General features: G+C 43.1%; 20 protein-coding genes and 2 riboswitches. Of the genes, 11 read left to right on the top strand and 9 right to left on the bottom strand.

What is annotated here, in order from left to right; all coding sequences use genetic code 11:
* Positions 1–3: 3 nt before the first annotated feature.
* Positions 4–1,623 carry a PucR family transcriptional regulator gene (locus HUX68_RS09180; protein ID WP_246206641.1) on the bottom strand — a complete coding sequence of 540 codons (1,620 nt, stop codon included), beginning with the start codon at positions 1,621–1,623 and terminating at the stop codon, positions 4–6.
* Positions 1,624–1,834: 211 nt separating this feature from the next.
* On the opposite strand from HUX68_RS09180, the gene HUX68_RS09175 reads away from it, so the two are divergent.
* The 4 genes from HUX68_RS09175 (at position 1,835) to HUX68_RS09160 (ending at position 6,961) form a co-directional block, all read left to right on the top strand.
* Positions 1,835–3,196: an aspartate aminotransferase family protein gene (locus tag HUX68_RS09175; RefSeq protein ID WP_174614544.1), complete on the top strand. Its 1,362-nt coding sequence runs from the start codon at positions 1,835–1,837 to the stop codon at positions 3,194–3,196.
* Positions 3,197–3,238: 42 nt separating this feature from the next.
* The gene (locus tag HUX68_RS09170; protein WP_174614543.1) at positions 3,239–4,699 is read left to right on the top strand and encodes a CoA-acylating methylmalonate-semialdehyde dehydrogenase; all 1,461 of its coding nucleotides are present in this window, start codon (positions 3,239–3,241) and stop codon (positions 4,697–4,699) included.
* Positions 4,700–4,919: 220 nt separating this feature from the next.
* The gene (locus HUX68_RS09165) at positions 4,920–5,720 is read left to right on the top strand and encodes an alpha/beta fold hydrolase (RefSeq protein WP_174614542.1); all 801 of its coding nucleotides are present in this window, start codon (positions 4,920–4,922) and stop codon (positions 5,718–5,720) included.
* 134 nt (positions 5,721–5,854) lie between these two features.
* The gene (locus tag HUX68_RS09160) at positions 5,855–6,961 is read left to right on the top strand and encodes a M24 family metallopeptidase (RefSeq protein WP_174614541.1); all 1,107 of its coding nucleotides are present in this window, start codon (positions 5,855–5,857) and stop codon (positions 6,959–6,961) included.
* Between the two features lie 184 nt (positions 6,962–7,145).
* On the opposite strand, the gene HUX68_RS09155 is transcribed toward HUX68_RS09160, so the two are convergent.
* The 5 genes from HUX68_RS09155 to HUX68_RS09135 form a co-directional block, all read right to left on the bottom strand.
* On the bottom strand, positions 7,146–8,897 hold the full coding sequence (locus HUX68_RS09155; RefSeq protein ID WP_174614540.1) for a CocE/NonD family hydrolase: 1,752 nt from the start codon (positions 8,895–8,897) through the stop codon (positions 7,146–7,148).
* 67 nt (positions 8,898–8,964) lie between these two features.
* Positions 8,965–9,639 carry an ABC transporter permease gene (locus HUX68_RS09150; protein ID WP_174614539.1) on the bottom strand — a complete coding sequence of 225 codons (675 nt, stop codon included), beginning with the start codon at positions 9,637–9,639 and terminating at the stop codon, positions 8,965–8,967.
* A gap of 15 nt (positions 9,640–9,654) precedes the next feature.
* Positions 9,655–10,575 carry an osmoprotectant ABC transporter substrate-binding protein gene (locus HUX68_RS09145; RefSeq protein WP_217424796.1) on the bottom strand — a complete coding sequence of 307 codons (921 nt, stop codon included), beginning with the start codon at positions 10,573–10,575 and terminating at the stop codon, positions 9,655–9,657.
* Positions 10,576–10,596: 21 nt separating this feature from the next.
* Positions 10,597–11,250: an ABC transporter permease gene (locus tag HUX68_RS09140; RefSeq protein ID WP_174614538.1), complete on the bottom strand. Its 654-nt coding sequence runs from the start codon at positions 11,248–11,250 to the stop codon at positions 10,597–10,599.
* Between the two features lie 9 nt (positions 11,251–11,259).
* Positions 11,260–12,402 (bottom strand): betaine/proline/choline family ABC transporter ATP-binding protein, encoded by a 1,143-nt coding sequence (locus tag HUX68_RS09135; protein WP_217424795.1) that lies wholly within the window; start codon positions 12,400–12,402, stop codon positions 11,260–11,262.
* A 308-nt stretch (positions 12,403–12,710) separates the two neighbouring features.
* On the opposite strand from HUX68_RS09135, the gene HUX68_RS09130 reads away from it, so the two are divergent.
* The 6 genes from HUX68_RS09130 (at position 12,711) to HUX68_RS09105 (ending at position 19,313) form a co-directional block, all read left to right on the top strand.
* Positions 12,711–13,253, top strand: a complete 543-nt coding sequence (locus tag HUX68_RS09130) for a GbsR/MarR family transcriptional regulator (RefSeq protein WP_174614536.1) — start codon at positions 12,711–12,713, stop codon at positions 13,251–13,253.
* Positions 13,250–14,143 carry a beta-keto acid cleavage family enzyme gene (locus HUX68_RS09125; RefSeq protein ID WP_174614535.1) on the top strand — a complete coding sequence of 298 codons (894 nt, stop codon included), beginning with the start codon at positions 13,250–13,252 and terminating at the stop codon, positions 14,141–14,143. Before HUX68_RS09130 ends, HUX68_RS09125 begins: the two co-directional genes overlap by 4 nt.
* Before the next feature lies 1 nt (position 14,144).
* Positions 14,145–15,110, top strand: coding sequence for a 3-hydroxyacyl-CoA dehydrogenase NAD-binding domain-containing protein (locus HUX68_RS09120; RefSeq protein ID WP_246206640.1), 966 nt, complete (start codon positions 14,145–14,147; stop codon positions 15,108–15,110).
* Between the two features lie 21 nt (positions 15,111–15,131).
* Positions 15,132–15,602, top strand: coding sequence for a thioesterase family protein (locus tag HUX68_RS09115; RefSeq protein ID WP_174614533.1), 471 nt, complete (start codon positions 15,132–15,134; stop codon positions 15,600–15,602).
* A 466-nt stretch (positions 15,603–16,068) separates the two neighbouring features.
* Positions 16,069–16,176: riboswitch (SAM riboswitch) on the top strand.
* Between the two features lie 246 nt (positions 16,177–16,422).
* Positions 16,423–17,793: an LLM class flavin-dependent oxidoreductase gene (locus HUX68_RS09110; RefSeq protein WP_174614532.1), complete on the top strand. Its 1,371-nt coding sequence runs from the start codon at positions 16,423–16,425 to the stop codon at positions 17,791–17,793.
* A gap of 23 nt (positions 17,794–17,816) precedes the next feature.
* Positions 17,817–19,313 carry a sodium:solute symporter family transporter gene (locus HUX68_RS09105; protein ID WP_174614531.1) on the top strand — a complete coding sequence of 499 codons (1,497 nt, stop codon included), beginning with the start codon at positions 17,817–17,819 and terminating at the stop codon, positions 19,311–19,313.
* Between the two features lie 210 nt (positions 19,314–19,523).
* Here the strand turns inward: HUX68_RS09105 and HUX68_RS09100 are convergent, their stop codons facing one another.
* Positions 19,524–20,999 carry a CoA-acylating methylmalonate-semialdehyde dehydrogenase gene (locus HUX68_RS09100; RefSeq protein WP_174614530.1) on the bottom strand — a complete coding sequence of 492 codons (1,476 nt, stop codon included), beginning with the start codon at positions 20,997–20,999 and terminating at the stop codon, positions 19,524–19,526.
* Positions 21,000–21,063: 64 nt separating this feature from the next.
* A riboswitch (SAM riboswitch) is annotated at positions 21,064–21,162 on the bottom strand.
* Positions 21,163–21,245: 83 nt separating this feature from the next.
* A complete protein-coding gene (locus HUX68_RS09095; RefSeq protein ID WP_174614529.1) occupies positions 21,246–21,449 on the bottom strand; it encodes a hypothetical protein in 204 nt (67 codons plus the stop codon).
* A 159-nt stretch (positions 21,450–21,608) separates the two neighbouring features.
* Between HUX68_RS09095 and HUX68_RS09090 the strand changes: the two genes are divergently transcribed.
* Positions 21,609–22,049, top strand: a complete 441-nt coding sequence (locus HUX68_RS09090) for a hypothetical protein (protein WP_174614528.1) — start codon at positions 21,609–21,611, stop codon at positions 22,047–22,049.
* Between the two features lie 74 nt (positions 22,050–22,123).
* On the opposite strand, the gene HUX68_RS09085 is transcribed toward HUX68_RS09090, so the two are convergent.
* Positions 22,124–22,600, bottom strand: a complete 477-nt coding sequence (locus tag HUX68_RS09085; RefSeq protein ID WP_174614527.1) for a YndM family protein — start codon at positions 22,598–22,600, stop codon at positions 22,124–22,126.
* Positions 22,601–22,785 lie beyond the last annotated feature (185 nt).

Genomic DNA, 22,785 nt, shown 5'->3' with positions numbered 1-22,785 from the left:
GAATTATGCCTTTACTTTGTTCAAGTAATACGCCTTAATAGCTGTTTCAACAGCCAGGCGGTCAGACGATTCCAGCAGATTATACCCGAGCAGCTCGTCAATTTTTGCAAGCCGGTAATACAATGTTTGCCTGACAATAAAGAGTTTTTCAGAGGCTTTCTTTTTGGAAAAACCACACTCCAGGAAAACAGCAAGTGTTTCAAGAAGGCTGCTGTTGTTTTTTTGGTCATACGCTATTATGGGTCCCAGATAGTCATTAATGTAGGCATCCAGTTTTTCTTCCTTATCCTGCCAAAGAAGAATCCGGTAAATCCCGATTTTTTCATAGAAGTATGTTTGCAATATACCTGATTTATGTAAGCGAAGTACTTCCATGGCTTGCTTATATCCCTGAGGTACCCGGGATATGTCTTCCAGTTTTCTGCTGACGCCAATTGTATATTTCGCTCCATCCCAAATATCTTTCTCATTTATATCGAGAATGTTGTGGATTACTTTTGAGTATGCTTCTGTATCTTTAATTTGTTGGGATGAGGCAGTGCAGGAACAGATAATCGCAATTTCATTTTTTTTGATTGAAACAACTGGGAAAAAGCCGGCTTTTTTGAACTCACGTTTGATGATTAGGGATTGCTGTATCTTTATCTCACTCCAATCATCATCGTTTTGGGATTCTGGTTTTATTTCCTGTATTAAAATAACACGGTAACTTGTACTTTCTTTGGTATCGGGGAAGAACAGCTGAAAGCTATCTGTGTCGATGTTTTCACCCTGTAACAGACTTCGAACGTTTTTGTCCTCCTGATTAAGTCTTCTTTCTTCAAGGGTCCGGTTGCGCAGCGTAATTTGAGCAATGGCTAATGCTGCAGTATCAAGGACGGAGTAGGTGAACTCATCTTTCAAACGTTCACTGGTTTCTAAACATAAGTAGCCCCATACCTGTCCAAGACCTCTGACCGGATAAAAAGTAAAATTGGTATTCCACATATTAATATGGGTGTACTTCTTTTTATTCAGGTTCATACTCTTTAAATTTCTCTGTATGGAGTCAGCTAATTGTTTTGTTTCAGGTGGATAGTAATATGATTTTTTCTCCTCACTGATGAACATAACGTCCTGATCAAAATAAAAATACATTTCTTTTAATATTTTCAGGGCTCCATTTGGGGAAAGTGACAGCTCCGTGAAAGTTTTGGTCAGTTCATTTAATTTGGTGATCTTGTGGTGGTGCTGGTTGATGATTAATGTATGCAAATCATGTGTGATGTCTACAAATTTTACAATTGATTCAAAAACAATAATAGGAAAATGGTGTTTGTCAGCGAGTTGTTTTACCTCGGATGATATGTCCTTAAAATGTTCGCCTTTCTCGATGCAAATGCCGGCAACATTTTTATGAATTAACCTTTCGTAAAAATTAACAGGCTTTTCTTTGTTAAAGCCAATACCGGTAGTAAGAATTAACTCGCCGCCATTAATCAACGATTCAAATTCCTTTGTTTCTAAAATATGTGTCCATTTGATTCTTCTATCTATACCGCCGGCACCAGCTAATATTTTGGCTCGTTGGAATGTCTCTCTTTCCAGTACGTCTTTAACAGTTATTTCAAAGTTATTATCCAATAACATTCCCTCCAAAATGTAAAAGTAAGAACAAAATAATTTGACACGATGTAAAATGCTAATTTTTATAATTATTTGTAAAATAAATTATGAATTAGTGATGCGTAATCGTCAACCTGGGGAATTTTCTACAGGGAGGTGTAATTTGGTAAGCGCCTTCATAAAAATAGTGTTATCTATGTGAACTAACTTTTAGAAAGGGGAAGTGAAGATGGATATTTTAAAGGACGAAAAAAAACAGTCACTGGTCGAAAAAGATCAACAAAATGTTTGGCATCACATGTCCCGGCATGAAAAAAACAAGTCTCCGATAATTGGAACGGACGGTAAGGGTTCCTGGATAACAGACCATAATGGGAACAGATATTTAGATGGTATGTCTGGTCTTTGGTGTGTAAATGTCGGGTATGGGCGGGAGGAGCTGGCACAGGCCGCGTATGATCAGCTGAAACAGCTTGCATACATGCCATTATCACAAAGTCATGTACCGGCAATCGAACTTGCTGAAAAACTGAATGATATGCTGCAAGATGATTATATGATTTTTTATTCCAATAGTGGATCGGACGCAAATGAAGTCGCTTTTAAAATGGTGCGGCAATATCACCAACAAAACGACAATCCATCAAAACGCAAAATTATATCACGTTATCGGGCGTATCATGGTAATTCGGCGGGAGCTCTTTCAGCTACCGGCCAGGCACAGCGTAAAATTAAGTATGAACCATTGTCGGATGGCTTCCTGCATGTATCCCCTCCCGATAATTATCGCAGACCTTCGGGACAGTCCGTGGAGCAACATAACCTTCAGTGCGCTGAGGAATTGGAGAAGAAAATAATTTGGGAGCATCCGGATACCATTGCTGCAGTTATTATGGAACCGACCATTACAGGCGGCGGCGTATTAATTCCTCATCGAGTGTATGTGGAAAAGGTTCAGGAAATATGCAGGCGCCATGGTGTTCTGTTAATAATCGATGAAGTTATTTGCGGCTTTGGACGTACAGGCAAATTGTTCGGTCATATGCACTACGATATAAATCCGGACATTATTACGATGGCTAAAGGACTTACGAGTGCCTATCTTCCTCTGTCTGTAACAGCAGTTCGGAAAGATATTTATGAAGCGTTTAAAAAAGATGGCGATGTTAATCATTTCCGGCATGTGAATACGTTTGGCGGGAATCCGGCCGCATGTGCTGTTGCACTAAAGAATATTGAAATAATGGAAAATGAAAATCTGGTCAGCCGATCTTCGGTGCTTGGTGAACGTTTGTACAATGGGTTACAAGAATTAATGGAACACAAAAATGTGGGAGACGTACGGAGCCAGGGTCTTCTATTTGCCATCGAGATAGTGAACGACAAAAAAACGAAAGAGCCTGCTTCGTCTGCGTTATTAAGTAAAGTTATCGGAGAATGTAAAGCAAACGGATTAATCATTGCCAAGAATGGCGATACAGTTGCCGGCTTTGATAATATCCTGACACTTTGCCCACCGCTTGCAAGCACGGATGAGGATATTGATTTCATTATTTCTGTTGTGAAGAAAGCCTTTAAAACGGTTAATTGAGATATAATAGGTTATATAGAATTTTAATGGGAGGTAACTTTTATGGCACAGACTAAAACGAAGAATCTTAAAAACTATGTAAATGGAAAATGGATTGAAGCAAATTCGGAAAAAACGGAAGACGTATATAATCCGGCTACAGGTGAGGTTATAGCTCAAGTTCCCTTATCGAACAAGGAAGACCTGGATGACGCTGTGCAAGTGGCTAAGGAATCTTTTAAATCCTGGAAGGAAGTCCCGGTTCCGAAGCGCGCGCGTATTCTATTTAAATTTCAGCAACTGCTTGCGGATAAACATGATGAACTTGCTGAATTAATAACGATTGAAAATGGTAAAAGTTTCAAAGAAGCATTTGGTGAAGTACAACGCGGTATCGAGAATGTTGAGTTTGCAGCGGGTGCACCTTCTCTCATGATGGGTGAACAACTCCCCTCAATTGCCGCCGGACTTGAGTCAGGTGTTTACCGTTATCCGATAGGCGTTGTCGGAGGGATAACCCCGTTTAATTTTCCGATGATGGTGCCCGCCTGGATGTTTCCGATGGCGATTGTAACCGGCAATACATTTGTTTTAAAACCTTCCGAACGGACACCGCTGCTGGCAAATCGTATCGCAGAATTACTGGAGGAAGCGGGCTTGCCTGAAGGTGTATTTAACATCGTACACGGCGCACATGATGTTGTTAATGGGTTGCTTGATCATGAAGATGTGAGTGCTATTTCGTTTGTCGGGTCACAACCGGTAGCGGAATACGTATATAAACGTGGAACAGACAATCTTAAACGTGTTCAAGCTTTGTCCGGCGCTAAAAACCACACAATCGTTTTACAAGATGCGGATTTGGATAATGCATCAACTCAAATACTCAATGCGGCATTTGGTTCGGCAGGAGAACGTTGTATGGCAGCGTCTGTGGTTGCGGTTGAAAATTCCGTTGCAGACGAATTCATTGAGCAACTGGTACAAAAAGCTAATGAAGTTAAAATTGGTAACGGGTTGGATGAAGGTGTTTTCCTCGGTCCGGTAATCCGGGATAATCATAAAGACAGAACTTATCAATATATTGAAACGGGTGAAAAAGAAGGAGCCAGCTTAATTCGCGATGGCCGGAATGACAAGGATATTCAACGGGAAGGCTATTTCGTCGGCCCAACTATTTTTGACCATGTAACAACGGAAATGAAAATTTGGCAGGATGAAATATTTGCACCGGTTTTATCCATTGTGCGTGTTCATGATCTGGATGAAGCAATTGACGTGACAAATAAGTCGCGCTTCGCAAACGGTTCATGCTTATTCACCAATAGCGGCGGCGCTGTCCGACAATTCAGAGAAACGATAGATGCAGGTATGCTGGGTGTGAACATTGGAGTGCCGGCGCCAATGGCATTTTTCCCATTCTCCGGCTGGAAGGATTCTTTCTATGGGGATCTCCATACGAACGGCAAGGATGGCGTTGAATTTTATACGAGGAAGAAGGTTATTACAACGCGTTGGGTGTGAGATATAAGGAGTGATAAAAAGAGGGAAATCCTTTCAATTGGGATTTCCTTCTTTTTATGCAAAGGTACGTTTTATTTCATTATACTTTTAAGAAAGGGGCTCATTTGCTAAAATTTTTAGAAAGAATAGGAGTTTCAAAAAGGTATAATCAAAGTGAATTCCGGTCGCTACAAATAAATATATATAGAAAGTAAATTCATTTTAGAAAGGAAGCGATCCAATGCCATACATTGACCTTGATTCACAAACAAAACTTCACTATCAGGAAAGTGGAAAAGGGCGGCCGGTCATTTTCATACACGGTGTGATGATGAGCAGCAAGTTTTTTCATAAACAGGTACCATATTTTAGTGGAAAGTACCGCACGATAACGCTCGATCTGCGGGGACATGGGCAGTCGTCAAAAGTAGAGCATGGGCATACGGTAGCCCAGTACGCCCGGGACGTGAAAAAATTTATCGAACTCCTGGATTTGGAGGATGTTATTTTAGTCGGCTGGTCAATGGGGGCTTTTGTGTTGTGGGACTATGTGAACCAGTTTGGAACGGAAAATATTAAGGCATTGACGATTGTTGATCAATCCCCATCTGACTATGTTTGGCCGGAATGGGAATTCGGAGCCTTTGATTTTGAGGCGATTAAAGGTGTGATGCAGGCGATTCAGGAGGATCAAAATGGCTTTAACAGTGATTTCATCCATGGCATGTTTAAAGAAAAGCCTGATCCGAAAGACCATGAATGGATTTTGGAAGAAATGAATAAGCTTCCGGCATCGATTGAAAGTGCGATTGTATTTAACCAGACGGCGGTTGATTATCGGGAGACATTGTCCAATGTTGATGTGCCGACGTTGATTTGCTTTGGTACGGTTGGGTTCTTTCCGATCGAAGCAGGGGAGTATATTCAGAAGCGGATTCCCGGGTCAAAACTGGTAGCTTTTGAGAACAGCAGTCATCTTTTGTTTTTGGAAGAGACGGAGAAGTTTAATCGAGAGTTGGATGAATTTTTTAGCGGGCTGTAGAGAGGCAACATAAAAGGGTCTGGTTCGTAATCAGGCTCTTTTCATTGTGCGATTCCATATACTGTCTGGTTGGCATTTTGTAAGGTTCAGACTGAATTGCTTCATGTTATACTATAGGCAAAGGAGGAATTTATATGGTATTAGATTATCAAAATAGATTAGAACAATTAGAGCAATATTTTAAGGAGCAAAATTTCTCCATTGCTATGATTGCGGCGCCGGCCAATGTCTTTTATTTCACCGGGTTTAATTCGGATCCGCATGAACGGTTTATGGCATTAGTATGGGATGGACAAACAGAGGGATTCACATTGTTTGTACCAGCACTGGATAAGGAAATCGCTAAAAATGACTCATTTGTTGAACGGATTGTTTCGATAGCTGATGAGGAGGATCCTTATTCCATATTAAAAAACAATGTCGGTGCAGATATAAAAAAGATTGGCCTCGAAATGAAAGAGACAAGTATGTTTAAACACCGAAATTTGAGCAGCGCTTTTCCGGAGGCAAGCTATGACGATATTCAACCTTTCATTAATAAACTGCGATTAAAAAAATCCAGACCGGAAGTTACATATTTGCAAGAGGCAGTGGATATTATTGAAAAGGTGTTGGGCGAAGGAATTAAAAAGGTAAAGCCCGGCATGACGGAGGTGGAATTGGCCGCTGAACTGGAATACCTGATGAAAAAGTTTGGAGCGGAGGGTCCTTCATTTTCGACGATTGTGCTTTCCGGTGAGAAAGCAGCATTGCCGCATGGAGTTCCAGGGGATCGTGAGTTTCGGAATGGTGACTTTCTTCTAATTGATTTTGGTGTGAAAACCAAAAATGGTTACTGCTCAGATACAACAAGAACTTTTGTGATAGGTGAGGCAACTGAAAAACAAAAAGAAATTTACAATACTGTGCTGGAATCCAATCAAGCAGGAATTAATGCAGTCCAAGCCGGCAAGCCCCTGAAATCGTTTGATCTGGCTGCGAGGAATGTCATCGACAAAAGCGGATATGGTGAATATTTTAATAACCGTGTCGGTCATGGACTGGGGATTGACGTGCATGAAGAACCCTCAATTCACGGTAAGAATGAACAATTGGCGGTAGAAGGGTTGTTCTTCACCATCGAGCCTGGAATTTATATACCTGGGTATGGCGGTGTGCGTATTGAGGATGAGGTTTTTATTAACGAAAAAGGTGAGGTTGAGGTATTAACGTCGTTTCCTAGGGAATTGCGGGTTTTATAACGGACAGCAGCCGTTCTTCTTTTACTTGAAAAGCGTGAGGGCCCCAGGTCGATCGGGAGAGGTGCTAACTCGATCGAGGAAACCTCCAGGTCGATCGGGAAAGGTTCTCACTCGATCGAGGAAACCTCCAGGTCGATCGGGAAAGGTTCTCACTCGATCGACAATGCCTGTTTAGCCCTAATCTTTACTCTTTGGAGTCAGCACCACTACCCGGTATCACCGGCAACACAACATGCGACGGATATTCCGCACTATGATAAATCGTCTGTTGTGCCGGCCTCGTTTCCGTGCTGTTCAGCATCGTTCTTCCGGTATTCGGATTCACATCAAATCGCGGGAAATTACTGGATGCGATTTCGATTCTGATTTGGTGATCCGGCAGAAATACGTTGCTTGTAGCCCATAAATCAATTTCATACTTAACAACCTCACCATTTAGATCCGGTTCTGGTGTGTACCCGTTACGGTAGCGGGCACGGACAATGCCGTCAGTTAAATTAAATGCGGTTCCGTCCGGGAAAACGTCTACTAATTTAGCAGTAAAATCAGTGTCTGGTGCATCGGTTGCAGCCCATAACCTTACTTTTACCGGACCAGTCACTTCCAGCTGCTTGTCTAATTTTTCTGATGTGTAGACAAGGACATCATCGCGATTTTCAATTGCTTTCTGATCCTGTGGTCCGGTTGTTTGAACGCCATCGTACAGTGTTCCGCCTCCATTTGTCGGGACAGGGTGTTCCGGGTTATGAATAAACGAATCGGCCGCTTCCTCTCCGGGTTTTGCAAATGATAATGTTCCGTTCCCGGAGCGGGAGTTTGCCTGACCGCGGCTGTGTAAATAGAATGGGGTGTACTGCGTTCGGGCAAGCGGCCATTCTTGTTCATTCCGCCACTGATTGGTCCCCATCACAAAAAGTTTTACAGTCGGCTCCTCAATAATTTTGGATGATTCATTTTTAAGCCAGTGATCGAACCAGTCAAGATGCAGACCAGTCAAGTCATTTTCTAAATCAATCCAATCTTCAGAAGCGTGAACCCCAAAATTGCGTTCGCCAATAACTGACTTGAAATCGCCGTGCGCCCATGGTCCAATGATCAGCTTTTGCTGATGGTTTCCCTGCTTGTCCATTTCCACATAATTTTCCAGTGTGGACTGCAGCAATGAATCATACCATCCAGCAACATGGTAGGCTGGAACGTCCATTTCTTTATAACGATGAAAAACACTTGCTTTGTCCCAGTGGCTGTCATTTAAATCCAGTTCCAACTGCTCAAAGAAATAATCGGTGACTTTCAGTTCTTTCAATGGCGTCCATTCATTGATCGGTTTGTAGCTGTACCATTCGCTGATATGATTCATAAAGTCTGCAGTTTTCCGTATCATTTTCTGATAGTTTTCCGTGCCGGACCCATACTTTCGTTTCAGCTTGTCCGGAACAATTGATTCCAATGCCCATGTTTCTGCTGTTCCAAGTCCATATGCTCCGTTATGATACATATTGCCGCGCCGCGGGTCGTTCAGACTCTGGGCGGGAAAAATAGCTTCTAAATGTGGCGGGCGTTCAGCGGCTGCAGCAAGCTGGGTAAAGCCGTAGTAGGATAATCCGAACATGCCGACTTTTCCGGTTGAATACGGTAATGCAGCTGCCCATTCGACTGCATCATAACCATCTTTTGCTTCATTGATGAACGGTACAAATTCTCCTTCCGATTCAAAACGGCCGCGAACATCCTGAATAATCACGACGTACCCGTTTTGCACCAGCCGGTTTGTATCCAGGTAGCGGTGGGAATAAAACGGCAGATCTTTTCCGTACGGCAGCCGTGTCAGCAGAACCGGAAATTCGCCTTCCTCTCCAGGTCGGTAAATATCAGCATAAAGTATAGTCCCATCACGCAATGTGCAGGCGACATTTTTGTCAAGAATGATTTGCATAAAACTTCTCCTCCTAAACAGGATTCCCGGCCATTATTTGGGTCCGGGAATGTTATCTTGAGCGTAGTTACGCAGCTTCCTGCTTGTTTTTTAAACTTTTTCCTTTGACAGGGGAAAGGACCTTCTCAAGCCAGCCCATCCCTATGTCGGCAATAATTGCCATGACAGCGGTTGGAATTGCACCGGCTAAAATAATTGGTGCACCGTTCGTGGCGTTTGTCCCGCGAATGATAATGTCACCAAGACCACCGGCACCGATAAATGTACCGATCGTGGCAATCCCGATTGCGATGACGAGTGCTGTCCGAAGTCCAGCCATAATAACGGATAATGCAAGGGGTAGTTCGACCATCCGCAGTACCTGGAATTTATTCATGCCCATTCCACGTCCTGATTCCAACAATGCACTATCGATATTTTGCATGCCGGTATAGGTGTTTTTCAGAATAGGCAGGATGGAATATAAAAACAGCGCAAATACAACTGTTGTCGCACCAAGCCCCATTACAAGCATCAAGACAGCCAGCATTGCCAAGGCAGGTATCGTTTGAATGATGTTTGTCAGTGAAATTACAAATGTGCTGAGTTTGGCGTGCCGCGAAATGAAAATGCCTGCTGGAATCGCAATGATAGCAGCAAACAGCACCCCGTATGCCGACATCAGAAAATGTCGGATGAATTCTTCCCATACATACCCGAAGTTCTGAGCGTAATACGTCCATAAATCCTGAATTAGTTCCAAATGTGTCACCTCCTGTTATTTATCTTCAAAGTAGTTATTTTTCTCAAGAAAATCTTTTGCAACAACTTGTGGTTCCTTCATTTTTACGTTGGCAAGATAGTTCAGCCGGCGCATCTTTTCCGTGCTGATGGTGCCGCTGAGCTTCTGCAAAATATCCCGGAGTTCCGGGTGTTTGTTCAGTACTTCATTCCTGGCAACCGGTGACGCGTCGTACGGTGGAAATAGATGTTTATTATCTTTTAATGTGACAAGATCAAAAGCTTCCAGTCGTCCATCTGTTGTGTAGGCAAGCACGACATCCATTTCACCGCTTTCCACTGCTTTATAGACAAGCCCGATTGACATCGGAAAAATGCGGTTAAATGCAAATCCGTATGTTTTTTTAAAGGATTCATACCCGACACCCGGCCTTCTGATCCAGGCACTGTCGACACCAAGTCGAAGCTCGTCCGCAATAGCTTTTAAATCTGATACGGTTTTAAGGTTTTCCTTTTTTGCCAATTCAGCCTTTACAGTAAACGCATAGGAATTGGCAAAACCGTACGAATCAAACCATGTCTGATTAAATCGCTGTTTAAATTCCCGTTTCACAATTTTCATCGCTTTGTCCGGATCTTTAATTGGTTCCATACCGAGTGCACCGACAAGGTCTGTACCGGTGTACCTCGTAGCCGTAATGTCAACTTCCCCGTTGGTCATGGCTTTATGCTGTACGGTAGATGAACCCATGTTGGTGATTAATTCGGTCTGAAGGTCTGTATAGTGTTCAATCATCAAACTGACCATATTCCCCATAATTGCTGATTCTGCTGTACCCAGCGTACCGACTGTTACCGTTTTATCCTTTGGCCCGCTTAAGCCCGGAAGTGAACAGCCGCTTAGCAATACGAGTGAAATCAGCAGTATGACAAATGATTTAATAGTTGTAGATTTCACGGTATCGTTTTCTCTCCTTTCCTATGCTGCATCCTGTTGATCTTTTATCCCGTTCGGTGTCAGACGACCTTCCAGGTATCCAAAGAGTAAATCGGTTAACAATGCCATTAATGTAACCGGGATGGCACCTGCAAGGATCAAATCAGTCCGGTATAAATTAAGTCCGTTAAAAATGTAGTCACCGAGACCGCCGGCTCCGATAAACGAAGCAAGTGTTGCCCAGCCGATTAAATAGACAGTGGAAACCCGAATGCCAGCCATTATTACTGGTGTTGCAAGCGGCAGTTCGACATGCATAACCCGCTGCCAGCTGCTCATGCCCATACCGCTCCCGGCTTCCAGCAGACTTTTATTGACGTCTTTCACGCCGGTAAAGGTGTTGCGGAGAATTGGCAGCATCGAATAGAAGAACAGAGCTGCAATCGCCGGTATTTTACCAACACCTAGAATTGGAATGAAAAACGCAAGAATTGCAAGGCTTGGAAAGGTCTGGACGACTCCGACAGTTCCAATTACAAAACCGGCAACTTTAGGTGTGCGCGTCAGTAAAATTCCAAGTGGCACTGCCACAAGAATGCCTAATACCACGGCGCTAAGTGAAATATAAAAATGTTCCCATGTTTTCATTAAAAGCTGTGTACCATTATTGGCTAAGAAATCAAGCAATCGTGTCATCTCCTTTCATTAACCTGCTGATTGTGCAGTTTCCGTTTCGCCCCAGATTGTATCGTAGACAATATCAGCCAGGCTGGCACGTGTAACAATACCAAGCAGTGTTTGTTTGTTGTCGACAACCGGGATGTTTTTAATCCCTTTACGCAAAATCCGGTGAATGGAATCACGCAGTAACGTTCCTTCTTCAACCGTATAGATCTCCGAGTTAACGACTTCTTTGACGAGTGTATTTTTCGTATGGTTCTGGTCGATTATTTCAATATCAATATATCCTTTTAGTTTTTCCTTTTCATCAACTGCAAGCAGTGTGTCGACCCGTTTATCTTTCATAATTTGGATGGCTTCGGCAAGTGTCTGCTCCATCTTGATGGTGATTGGGTCATGATTCATGATTTGCTCGACTGTCTGGATATTTGGCTGTGCTTGAATAAGACGATCTTTTCCGATGAATTGTTCCACAAATTCGTTGACCGGGTTCCGCATAATTTCATCCGGTGATCCTACCTGAACAAGCTCACCGTCGCGCATGATGACAATTCGGTCAGCCAGTTCGAGTGCTTCATCCATATCATGGGTAACAAAGACAATCGTTTTGCCGAGGGACTGCTGCAGTTTTTTAAATTCCTCCTGCAGTGAATCCCGTGTGATTGGGTCAAGTGCGCCAAATGGTTCGTCCATTAAAATAAGGGGAGGATCCGCAGCCAGTGCCCGCAGTACGCCAATTCGCTGTTGCTGTCCGCCGCTTAGTTCATGCGGGAATCGATCAAGGAATTGAGCATCCATGTTAACCAGTTCGAGCAATTCTTCAGCTCGTTTTCGGCGCTTGTCCTCAGGCCATTTTAAAAGTTTAGGGACGAGTGAAATATTTTCCTGGATGGTCATATGCGGGAAAAGTCCAATCTGCTGGATCACATAGCCGATTTCCCGTCTTAGTTCCACGGGATCTTTATCCAGAATATTTTCACCTTCAATGGAGATTGTTCCATCGGTCGGCTCAATTAATCGGTTAATCATTTTCATTGTTGTCGTTTTTCCACAGCCACTTGGGCCGATAAAGACGATAAATTCTCCTTTTTCCACTTCCAATGTCATATTTTCAACTGCTTTTTTTGTTCCGTTGTATACTTTTGAAACATCTTGAAATGTCAGCAAGTAAATGCCACCTCCGTAATTTTGATGATCCATTTAGGGATTGAATGAAATAACAATGTAACAGACTGTTTGTTTTGGACGTACTATTTGGGTGTGAGCCGTTCCTCACCTCTGAGAACTTTTACAGCGTATCTAATATAATGTGTTTTGTAAAACTCGTAAAATATATAAACTTTTTTGTTTATAAAGTTTATAATCGATATGCTCAAATTTGCTCGTATATTCTTTAAAATTCATGCCAAAACGATTTTTTGAAGAATTTTTATCCTGTGATATAGTACGAAAAGACGTTTGGAAAGGGGATTGTGATGGACGAACAAGTTTATGGTGTGAAGCAGCAATTTATTGAAAAATTGATCGATAATATGCATGCTTTTGGCGTATCCCCAACCGTTGGGCGTGTTCTTGGCACGATTTATATGAATCGCGAGCCAATGATGCTGGATGAACTGTCTGCTGAGACCGGTATGAGTAAAATGCGCATGAGTCAGGTTGTCCGGGAAATGATGGAGTTGAATATTGCCGAACGTGTATTTAAACCGGGGATTCGCAAAGACTTATACCAGGTGGAACAGGATTATTATGAAACATTTATTTCGTTATTTACTTCGACCTGGAAAAAGGCGATTAAGCGGAACAAACAGTTTGAGCAGAAATTGATGCACAGCCTGAAGCAGATACAGGAAAAACAATCGGAATTATCGGCTGCGGATGAGCAGTTGGTTAATGAATATTTGGAAGAAGCGTATGAGTGGATGAATTATTATGACTGGATTCGCCGGTTAATCGTACACTTTGAAAGCGGCGAAATCTTTAAATACGTACCAAAAAAACAGGAGGAATTCAAATGAATAAAAAAGTGATTTTATCATGTGCGGTAACAGGTGCCGGAGAAACGACTGAAAAAAGTCCACATGTGCCGGTTACCCCGAAAGAAATAGCGGACTCAGCGATTAAAGCTGCAAAAGCGGGTGCAACGATTGCCCATATCCATGTCCGTGATCCAAAGACAGGAAAATTAAGCCATGACGTCAATCTTTATCAGGAAACGGTGGAACGAATTCGTGAAGCGGATACTGATGTGATTATCAATATTACGTCCGGTGGCGGCGGTGATTGGATTCCGAGCGAGGAAGATCCGACCCGTGGCGGTGCCGGAACCGACATTCAAACACCGGAAGAACGTCATGAACCGGTTGGAAAACTACTTCCGGAAATGTGTACGCTCGATTGCGGCAGTGTTAACTTTGGAAACATGCTGTATGTCAGCCCGACTGACTGGCTGCGCAAACAGGCTAAGCTCGTACAGGACAGCGGCGTTAAGCCGGAGCTGGAGTGCTTTGATACCGGACAAATTCGGTTTGCCAATCAGTTGGTGCAGGAAGGTCTGATTGACGGTGATCCGCTGTTTCAATTTTGTCTTGGCATTCCATGGGGAGCGGCAGCTGATGCAGAGACGTTGTCGTATATGAAGAGCAGAATCCCTGAAAATGGACGTTGGGCCGCATTCGGGATTGGCCGCATGCAAATGCCGATCGTCGCCGAATCTGTATTGCAGGGCGGAAGCGTTCGTGTTGGGCTTGAAGACAATCTGTATTTGAAAAAAGGGCAGTTGGCAACGAATGAACAGCTGGTTGATAAAGCGCTCGGGATCGTACAAAGCCTTGGGTCCGACATCATGTCACCAGCCGAGGCACGTGATTTATTAAATTTACGGAACCCAAATGGAAAGGAAGACTAGCATGATGAATAATACAATAATGAAGGTTACGGTTGTTGGAACTGGCGTAATCGGCAACGGCTGGATTACCCGGTTTCTGGCAAACGGTTATCAGGTAACAGCAACAGATCCAGCCCCGGGTGCAGAAGAAAGGATGCGGGAGGCTGTGCGACATGCCTGGCCGGCGATGGAGCAGATGGGACTGTCTGACGCGGCATCCGTGGATAACCTGTTTTTTAAAGAAGATCTCGCAGAAGCTGTTGGGAATGCTGATTTTATTCAGGAATGTGTTCCGGAGCGTGAAGGATTGAAACGAGGCGTGATTGCCGATATCGATCAGCATGCACCAGCGGAAGCAGTTATTGCCTCAAGCACATCGGGTATTTTGCCAAGTACGCTTCAGGCTGATGCGGAACATCATCCGGAGCGGGTTATTGTCGCACATCCATTCAATCCAGTTTATTTGATGCCGTTGGTTGAACTGGTCGGCGGTGAGAAAACGGATGCTGCATTTGTTGAAAACGCAAGAGAGTTTTACAGCGGACTTGACATGAAGCCTCTTATCGTCAATAAAGAAATTGAAGGACACATCGCTGACCGGCTGATGGAGGCTATCTGGCGCGAGTCGCTGCACATTGTAAATGACGGTGTCGCAACCACTGAGGAAGTTGATGCATCGATCGTATATGGCCCGGGATTGCGTTGGGCTCTGATGGGGCCTTTCATGACGTTGCATATGGGTGGCGGAAAAGCAGGCATGCGCCATCTATTGGAACAATTTGGACCCGCGCTGAAATTGCCATGGACAAAATTGGAAGCACCGGAGTTAACGGATGAGCTTGCCGAAAAAGTAATTGAAGGCTGTGAACAGCAAACAGCAGGCGTTGAAATGGAAAAGCTGGAAGAACGTCGTAATGAATTTTTAATTGAACTGCAACAGCTGCTGGAAAAATACTGGCCAAGCGCTAATTTGACAGGTAAACTTTAAACGAACGGGAGGGACGGTACGATGAGCAAAGTAATCTTGAGTGATGTTGTCCGCGAAGACTGGATTGATTACAACGGCCACATGAATGATGCCGAATATGTGCGTGCATTCAGCTGGGGTGTTGATGCATTTATGAATCTGATCGGCTTGACCGGAGATTTCCGTGATTCTCAACACTACACAATGTTTACGCTGGAAAATCACGTGTGTTATTTAGATGAAATGAAGCTGGATGAGCCTTTTGAGGTTCGTTTGAGCCTGCTTGATTATGATGCCAAACGAGCGCACGTCTTTTTTGAATTGTATGGCGAAAAAGGAAAACGTGCTGCAACCAGTGAGCAGATGCTGATGGGAATTGATCAGACATCCGGCAGTCCGGCACCGTTTCCTGAAGAAGTTTTTGCGAAGGTGGAAGAGCTGGCTGCTGAGCATACGCCGGAAGAAAAGCCAAAAGAAGCGGGCCGTGTGATCGGGATTCGGAAGAAAAAGTAAGAGAGTATGGAACGTAAGATTTCCGGCTGGGGATGAAATCGCACATATCTGGTCCGGAATCGCACATATATGTGTCAAAACCGCACATATCGATGTTGAAACCGCACATAAGCGGTTCAAAATCGCACATATATGATGGGGTCATCATATATTCGAATCGTAGGTCGAATTAATCAAAATTATGGGATTATCTAAAAACGCGAATATCTGATTCGAAATCGCGAATAATGGTTGCAAAAACGTGGATATCCGGTTCAAAACCGCGAATATCCATTCCGAAATCGCGCATATCCAGTTCGAAATTGTGCGCATATATGATTATGCATGATGGCTGATATAATGCAGTCAATTCAAGGATGAACAACTGCATAATGAGTGGATAATTGAAATTGTACTGATCTAAAATTCATGTTGACAAATTAAATATCTGTGATAACATAAACAAAAATTAAATAATTATGATTACTTCTTATCAAGAGAGAGGGAGGGACTGACCCTGTGAACTCTCGGCAACCAGCTTTTATTAAGCATGGTGCCAAATTCAGAGGAATGGATAGCATTCCGAAGATGAGAAGGTGCGGCAAAATTAATTCATTGTTTTGTGAACCCTTCTCTATTTCGGAGAAGGGTTTTTTGCATTTGATTGGAAAGGGGAGCGTATAAAAAATGGAAGTGTAAACAAGTACATACAGGATTTCCGGCAAAAGGCGTGATGATTAAAGGTTTTGTAAGGAAAACGCCTAATTTGCAGTCACCTATACGCTTAAATTCTAGTTTTCTTATTGGTTTAGTGTATTTAACTTTCAAGGAGTGATATTTTATGAAAAAGCAAATTCATTTAAACGGTTTTATCCAAAACTCACCTTCTCCGCACTCAACAGGGTTGTGGAAATATGAAAAAGATCAAGGTACCAATCATAACCGATTGTCTTACTGGACAGAAACAGCAAAAGTGTTGGAACGTGGGAAATTCGATGCACTTTTTATCGCTGATGTATTAGGGACCTACAGTGTTTATAAAAACAGCCATCGACCGGCGGCACAGCATGCTGTACAGCTGCCCGCACATGATCCGTTGATTCCGATTTCGGCAATGGCGGCGGTAACGGAAAACTTAGGTTTTGCACCGACCATATCCGCAACATACGCACAGCCTTATGCGTTGGCACGGCAGTTATCCACGCTGGATCACCTGACAGAAGGGCGTGTGGCCTGGAATGTGGTGACATCGTATTTGGAAAGTGAAGCGGTGAACCTTGGTCTTTCCGGACGCCTTCAGCATGATCTCCGCTATGACCGGGCGGATGAGTTTTTGGAAGTGGTTTATAAGTTATGGGAACACAGCTGGGATGACAATGCCGTTATTTATGATAAAGAAAATGACAATTTTGCAGATCCGGATAAGGTCGACTTGATTAATCATCAAGGGGAATTTTTCGATGTACCCGGACCGCATTTAGTCGAACCATCGCCACAGCGTACGCCGGTTCTCTTCCAGGCAGGGGCTTCACCAAGGGGAAGAAATTTTGCGGCAAAACACGCAGAAGCTGTTTTTACAAAAAATCATTCACTGGATGCTTTGCAGCAATATTCCGAGGACATTCGGAATCGCACGAAGGAACAGGGCAGACAACCTGGTAATGTGCTTATTTTCCCAATGATTTTGCCGATTATCGGTTCGACAGAAGAAGAGGCTTATGCCAAATATGAGGAACTTACGGAGCAGGTCAGCTATGAAGGAACGCTTTCGCTGTTATCCGGGCATACAGGGATTGATTTCTCCACATACGATCCTGACCAGTATATCGAGGATATGAAAACGGAAGCTGTTCAGGGGAATCTGGATATGTATGCCAAAGATCCAAATAAAAAATGGACATTGCGTGAGGCTGTTAAAAATCATGGGCTTGGCAATGGAACGGTCCGGTTTATCGGGACACCGGAACAGATCGCCAACAAAATAGAAGAGTGGGCAATCGAGGGCGATGCTGATGGATTTAATATTGCCCAAACGTATTCACCGGGGACATTTGAGGAATTTGTGGATTATGTTGTGCCTGAGTTGCAGAAACGCGGGATCTATCGGAAAGAATATGAGGCAAAAACATTGCGGGAGAACATGTTTGGTAAAGGACAGCCCCACTTGCCGGAAAATCATCCTGCTAAAAAATTAGGAGTATTAAGCAAATAACAACACGTTAAAAGGAGGAGAAAATGGACGCACTAACAATCTATTTGTGGATCGGATTATCGTTGTTTTTGGTCATTATGTTGGCTTTAGGATTTGTTGGCTCGAAGAAAACGAAAAATATGAGTGATTTTGCGATTGGTGGTGAAAAGCTGGGTCCGGTAGTGCTTGGGCTGTCCTTTGCATCAACCTATTTGAGTGCTGCTACATTTTTAGGTTACCCGGGCTGGTCGTATGAATGGGGATATTCGAATCTGTGGCTGTTTTTGGCCATGATTGGTGGCGGGCCTATCGGTGTTTTAATGGTGGCAAAAAAAGCACGAAAACTGAACACGAAGCAGAAGTCCTTGTCGTTGCCGGACTGGCTGGGTGATTTTTACAACAGTGATATTTTACGGGTCGGCACGGGGTTAATCTTGCTTTTCAACATATTCTACATCGCCGGGCAATTTGTCGCAGGTGCGAGAATATTCGAGTACATGCTTGGAATGTCTTATACGAGCGGATTAATCCTGATTGCAGTTGTTGTTGTCGTGTATGTGCTGGCCGGTGGTGCATTTGCTGACGTTTATACGGATGCGGTACAGGCGATATTAATGGCTGCTGCCGGTTTGTTTATTTTTATTTCCGGATTAGTTGTTTTTTGGAAAGGGGATATTTCTTCAACAGTATCCGGTATCACCAATAATTTGGCCGGCCAGGATTCGAGTCTGGTAGGCGTGTTTAATTCGAATTCCATCTATTTTGATTCATTTACTGCCATCATGGGTGCCATTATAATCCAATGGGCATTTGCATCGGCTCCTCATTTATTCAATAAGGTACTTGGGTTAAAGAGTGAAAAAGATGTCGGAAAAATGATCTTGGTTTATGTGATTACCACTTCTTGCTGTTTACTGATCCTTTTTGGAGGAATATTCAGCAGAGTAGGGCTCGGTAATAGCGTTCAAACCAGCGATCTTGCCCTGATTGAATATGTGGTATGGGTCTTTCCCGCATTTGTCGTAGCGTTAATGGGTGTCGTTATTTTAGCTGCGGCAATGTCAACCACAGACGGTCTGTTCGTTTCCATTTCGACTGTCTTTGCCAATGATATTTTCCTGAAAGTGCTTGTGAAACGGGGAATTGTTAAAGCAGATAACAAAAAAGCTGAGAAAATAGCGTTACGAATCAGCCGCTTATCAGTTCTGCTTGTTGGGGTCGCTGCGTTTCTGATTGTGTTACAGCCACCTAAGTATATGGCGGATGTTATGTGGATTGGTATTTCCGGGGTTGCCGCGGGAACATTGGGTCCTATCTTATATGCCGTATTTGCTAAGAAAAAAGCATCGCCTAGAGCAGCCGAATCATCGATGTTTATTGGGCTGCTATCTTATCTCATTATCTATTTCGGCGGCATCGAGGAGAGTACGATGGCGGCAGGTGCGTGGTCCACACTTATCGGGATTGGATCGATGATTATCCTTGCGAAAGTGTTGAAAACGCGGCATGCGACTAATGTTAATGTAAGTCAGGCTCAGTAGAAAGGGGAAGATATATGAATACAATGCTTGCTATATGGCTCTTTGGATTTATACTTAGTCTATTGATTACCGGATTTTCTTTGTGGAAGTGGTATTTTAATAGTTAATAGTGCTGCAAAAAGTGGGCTCACGCGATTTTCGCGAGCCCACTTTTTGCAGCCGCCGATAGAAAGCAAAAAACCGCCGTATTCAGGCGGTTTTGTTTATCTATTATTTAAATTCAGGTGCTTTATAACGCGCAGTCACTACTTTTTTGCGCGTGTAAAAATCGACGCTGTCTTTACCGTTTGCATGCAATGTGCCGAAGAATGATGATTTCCATCCCGAGAATGGGAAAAATGCCATTGGGGCCGGAACACCAAGGTTAACCCCAATCATACCTGCATCGATATTCTCCCGGAAATAACGTACCGAGGAAGTATTTGAAGTGAAGAGGCATGCACCATTGGCAAATTCAGACTGGTTTGCTGTTTCAACTGCTTCTTTCAAGTTCTTAACGCGAATTACAGATAACACAGGTGCAAATAGTTCCTCTTTCCAAATGGTCATGTCTGTTGTTACGCCTTCAAAAATGGTTGGGCCAACAAAGTAACCGCCATCCAAGTCATCTTTACGACCGTCTCTTAGCAGCGTAGCTCCTTCAGTGACACCCTTTTCAATGTAATCTACTGTTTTCTTTTGGTTTTCTTCCCGGATTACCGGTCCTAAAAAGACGCCATCATCCAGGCCGTTCCCCATTTTTACATGATCAGCAGCTTCCTTTAGTTTTGCGATGAATTCATCGGCAACATCATCTTCAACGGTTACTGCTGCACACGCCATGCAGCGCTCTCCAGCTGATCCGAAAGCTGCAGAAACGATGTCTGCTACCGCATCATCCAGATTGGTATCTTTTAAAACAACGGTATGATTTTTTGCGCCAGTCAGAGCCTGGACACGTTTCAGGTTTTCGCTTCCCCGTTTGTAAACATATTCCCCAACTGGTTTCGAACCGACAAAGGAAATCGCCTTAATACCAGGGTGGTCAAGAATGCCGTTTACAACGTCGTGTGCACCATATACAATGTTAAATACGCCTTTAGGGAGACCAGCTTCTTCCAGCAGTTCAGCTAGTTTTTCTGTTAATAATGGAGTTTTTTCCGATGGTTTCAAGATGAATGTGTTACCGACAGCTATTGCCATAGGGAACATCCAGCAAGGTACCATCATCGGAAAGTTAAATGGTGTAATTCCGCCAATAACACCAATTGGATAGCGATAGTTTGCTGCTTCAATGTCTGTTGCGACATTTGCCAGCGAATCTCCCATTATAAGCGTCGGAGCACCGGCTGCAAATTCCACATTTTCAATCCCGCGTCCGACTTCACCGAGTGCTTCGGTTGTGTTTTTGCCGTTCTCGATTGTAATTATGCGGGCTAATTCTTCCTTGTTTTGTTGCAGTAATTGCTGATAGTTAAATAGAATTCGTGCGCGTTTTTGGACCGGCACATCTTTCCACTGTTCAAATGCCTGCTGTGCAATGTCTTGTGCATAGTCAACTTCTCCCTTAGTTGACAGGGGCACTTTCGCGATAACTTCTTTGGTTGCAGGATTGTAGACATCTTCGTATTGAGTAGTTTTACTATCAACCCACTCACCGTTTATGTAATTCTTTAGTTTTCGTACTTCAGTTGCTGCTTTCGTCATATGCTATTCCTCCTTAAAAAATAAAAAAGCCTTCCGGGAAAATAAGGAAGGTTTGGCTAATTAATTCTTATTTTCCATAAACATGCTGGATGTAGCACCTTTCTATTTACAGAAGGTTGCTGAAGTATCATCGGGCCAGATCCCTCACTTCTCTTAATAAGAAAATTTATTAAATTGTATATTCCATCTTAAACATCATTAAACCTATTAGTCAAGTAGGAGTTGTGGCGTAAGGGGATAGAGACATTAACTGGTATGTTTTTTCGCCTTATAAAGTCGCCATATCCGAGTGAACAGAATAACTATTCCCAGCACCAGGTAAAAGGGTGCACGTTTCATTTCATCCCAGCCATCGATAGCCGAAGCAATTACACCAACAGCCAACACTGCTATGATTATATTAAAGGTTACCCCGACTTTCGTGTTGTTGATGTTTATGTTTTGCCTCATTTTTTACTCCTTTAAAAGACTTCAATTATAACTAATTATAAGCGATTTAATCCTACTATGTCCACGACTCGAAATTCATGTTATGGCATTCTTGCCTTGGATAATATTCCCTCGCTAATACGAATAAAATGATACGACAAGCAAATGTGGGGGAGTTATATGAAAAAATTAGTGCTGGCGGTAATCTTGCTTGGGATAGGTGTAACAATATATTTCATCGCAGATAAATCCCCTGAGGAAATTGCAGTTGAGACAGTGGATATGTTTTATGCATTTGAGCAAACTGGGGATTTTTCAGATTCCTGGGAAATGTTCCATCCGCTCATGAAAGAGAAATTTGCTAAGGGACATTATTTGCAGGACCGTGCCCATGTGTTTATGAATCATTTTGGTGTGACGACATTTTCGTATTCGATTGGGGAAGCGACTAAAATTGAAAATTGGAAAATGGAAGATGAAGCAGCTCCAATTGATGTTGTATACAAAGTAACCGTGTCACAGGTGTTTAAAGGGAAATATGGTAACTTCACACTCGTCCAGGATGTTTACGCAGTGCAGGCAGATGGCGAGTGGAAGGTGATGTGGGATTACAAGAAGTAATTGTTGTGTGGTGCCTGTTATCCCGAACTATTTAGAATTGCATGGATTGAATCAAGTGACAGGCACCACAAAAACTATTCCTTCTCATTGTTTCCTTTATCTGATGTTTCCCTTTTAATATCAGCCTCTGGATCCACATCCGAACCAAATTCGGTTTGCATCTTATCTTGTGGGGAAACCCCCATTGTGTCCATCACTTCAGTTTGATCTTTTAAATCATGATTCTCCATATAATTATGAAGAAAATACTCTCCAACAGCAATAATAGCTGCTGAAATTAATGCAGCGGATCCGAGAGAAAAGTTCCCTTCAAACAGAAAAATACCGAGTATCCAGACTCCGGCAAAAAGAAGGCCAAAATCGCCTAAAGCAGCACTGGCATTCCCAAAAATGGGTAAAATGAATACATCGCCAAGAAATGATACGCCAGTTAATAATACGCTGGTAAGCAAAATATCGCCAACAGAAACGCCATAAAATGCACCTAACACAATCCATAATACTGCAGTTATCATGACCAATTTGATTACCAGCGCTTTTACATAGTCCATTCTTCAGTCCTCCCTATTATTATACTGCAATTATCTTTTCCTTTAGGTTATATTTCATTCGGACGATATGGATGAACTACGTACTGAAAAACGGGACAAAGGGACAGGTTCCTCGTCCCACTTGAATTGAAAATGGGACGAGGAACCTGTCCCTTCGTCCCATGGGAATTGGCTAGGATGACAGA

Origin of the sequence: Virgibacillus ihumii (assembly GCF_902726655.1) — a bacterium.
Taxonomy (GTDB): domain Bacteria; phylum Bacillota; class Bacilli; order Bacillales; family Amphibacillaceae; genus Lentibacillus; species Lentibacillus ihumii.
This window is presented reverse-complemented; position numbering and strand designations above follow the sequence as displayed.

What these genes read in the sequence shown, in the direction of transcription:
- HUX68_RS09115 (WP_174614533.1), top strand. Translation starts at nt 15,132, where the DNA reads ATGAGCAAAGTAATCTTGAGTGATGTTGTCCGCGAAGACTGGATTGAT.
- HUX68_RS09090 (WP_174614528.1), top strand. Translation starts at nt 21,609, where the DNA reads ATGAAAAAATTAGTGCTGGCGGTAATCTTGCTTGGGATAGGTGTAACA.
- HUX68_RS09165 (WP_174614542.1), top strand. Translation starts at nt 4,920, where the DNA reads ATGCCATACATTGACCTTGATTCACAAACAAAACTTCACTATCAGGAA.
- HUX68_RS09155 (WP_174614540.1), bottom strand. Translation starts at nt 8,897, where the DNA reads ATGCAAATCATTCTTGACAAAAATGTCGCCTGCACATTGCGTGATGGG.
- HUX68_RS09160 (WP_174614541.1), top strand. Translation starts at nt 5,855, where the DNA reads ATGGTATTAGATTATCAAAATAGATTAGAACAATTAGAGCAATATTTT.
- HUX68_RS09100 (WP_174614530.1), bottom strand. Translation starts at nt 20,999, where the DNA reads ATGACGAAAGCAGCAACTGAAGTACGAAAACTAAAGAATTACATAAAC.
- HUX68_RS09170 (WP_174614543.1), top strand. Translation starts at nt 3,239, where the DNA reads ATGGCACAGACTAAAACGAAGAATCTTAAAAACTATGTAAATGGAAAA.
- HUX68_RS09175 (WP_174614544.1), top strand. Translation starts at nt 1,835, where the DNA reads ATGGATATTTTAAAGGACGAAAAAAAACAGTCACTGGTCGAAAAAGAT.
- HUX68_RS09130 (WP_174614536.1), top strand. Translation starts at nt 12,711, where the DNA reads ATGGACGAACAAGTTTATGGTGTGAAGCAGCAATTTATTGAAAAATTG.
- HUX68_RS09110 (WP_174614532.1), top strand. Translation starts at nt 16,423, where the DNA reads ATGAAAAAGCAAATTCATTTAAACGGTTTTATCCAAAACTCACCTTCT.
- HUX68_RS09120 (WP_246206640.1), top strand. Translation starts at nt 14,145, where the DNA reads ATGATGAATAATACAATAATGAAGGTTACGGTTGTTGGAACTGGCGTA.
- HUX68_RS09105 (WP_174614531.1), top strand. Translation starts at nt 17,817, where the DNA reads ATGGACGCACTAACAATCTATTTGTGGATCGGATTATCGTTGTTTTTG.
- HUX68_RS09085 (WP_174614527.1), bottom strand. Translation starts at nt 22,600, where the DNA reads ATGGACTATGTAAAAGCGCTGGTAATCAAATTGGTCATGATAACTGCA.
- HUX68_RS09140 (WP_174614538.1), bottom strand. Translation starts at nt 11,250, where the DNA reads ATGACACGATTGCTTGATTTCTTAGCCAATAATGGTACACAGCTTTTA.
- HUX68_RS09095 (WP_174614529.1), bottom strand. Translation starts at nt 21,449, where the DNA reads ATGAGGCAAAACATAAACATCAACAACACGAAAGTCGGGGTAACCTTT.
- HUX68_RS09125 (WP_174614535.1), top strand. Translation starts at nt 13,250, where the DNA reads ATGAATAAAAAAGTGATTTTATCATGTGCGGTAACAGGTGCCGGAGAA.